1 rRNA gene is annotated in these 307 nt (G+C 58.0%); it reads right to left on the bottom strand.

Annotation, left to right across the window (positions count from 1 at the left end):
- Window positions 1-307, bottom strand: a 23S ribosomal RNA gene (locus PUR53_RS00070); the annotation flags it as partial.

Below are 307 nucleotides of genomic sequence, written 5' to 3'. Positions count from 1 at the left end.
GACTCTTGGGGAAGATCAGCCTGTTATCCCCGGGGTACCTTTTATCCGTTGAGCGACGGCGCTTCCACAAGCCACCGCCGGATCACTAGTCCCGACTTTCGTCCCTGCTCGACCCGTCACTCTCACAGTCAAGCTCCCTTGTGCACTTACACTCACCACCTGATTGCCAACCAGGCTGAGGGAACCTTAGGGCGCCTCCGTTACCCTTTGGGAGGCAACCGCCCCAGTTAAACTACCCATCAGACACTGTCCCCGATCCGGATCACGGACCCGGGTTAGACATCCAGCACGACCAGACTGGTATTTC

The organism is Streptomyces sp. SP18BB07, assembly GCF_036322545.1.
In the GTDB taxonomy this organism is placed as follows: domain Bacteria; phylum Actinomycetota; class Actinomycetes; order Streptomycetales; family Streptomycetaceae; genus Streptomyces; species Streptomyces deccanensis.
This window is presented reverse-complemented; position numbering and strand designations above follow the sequence as displayed.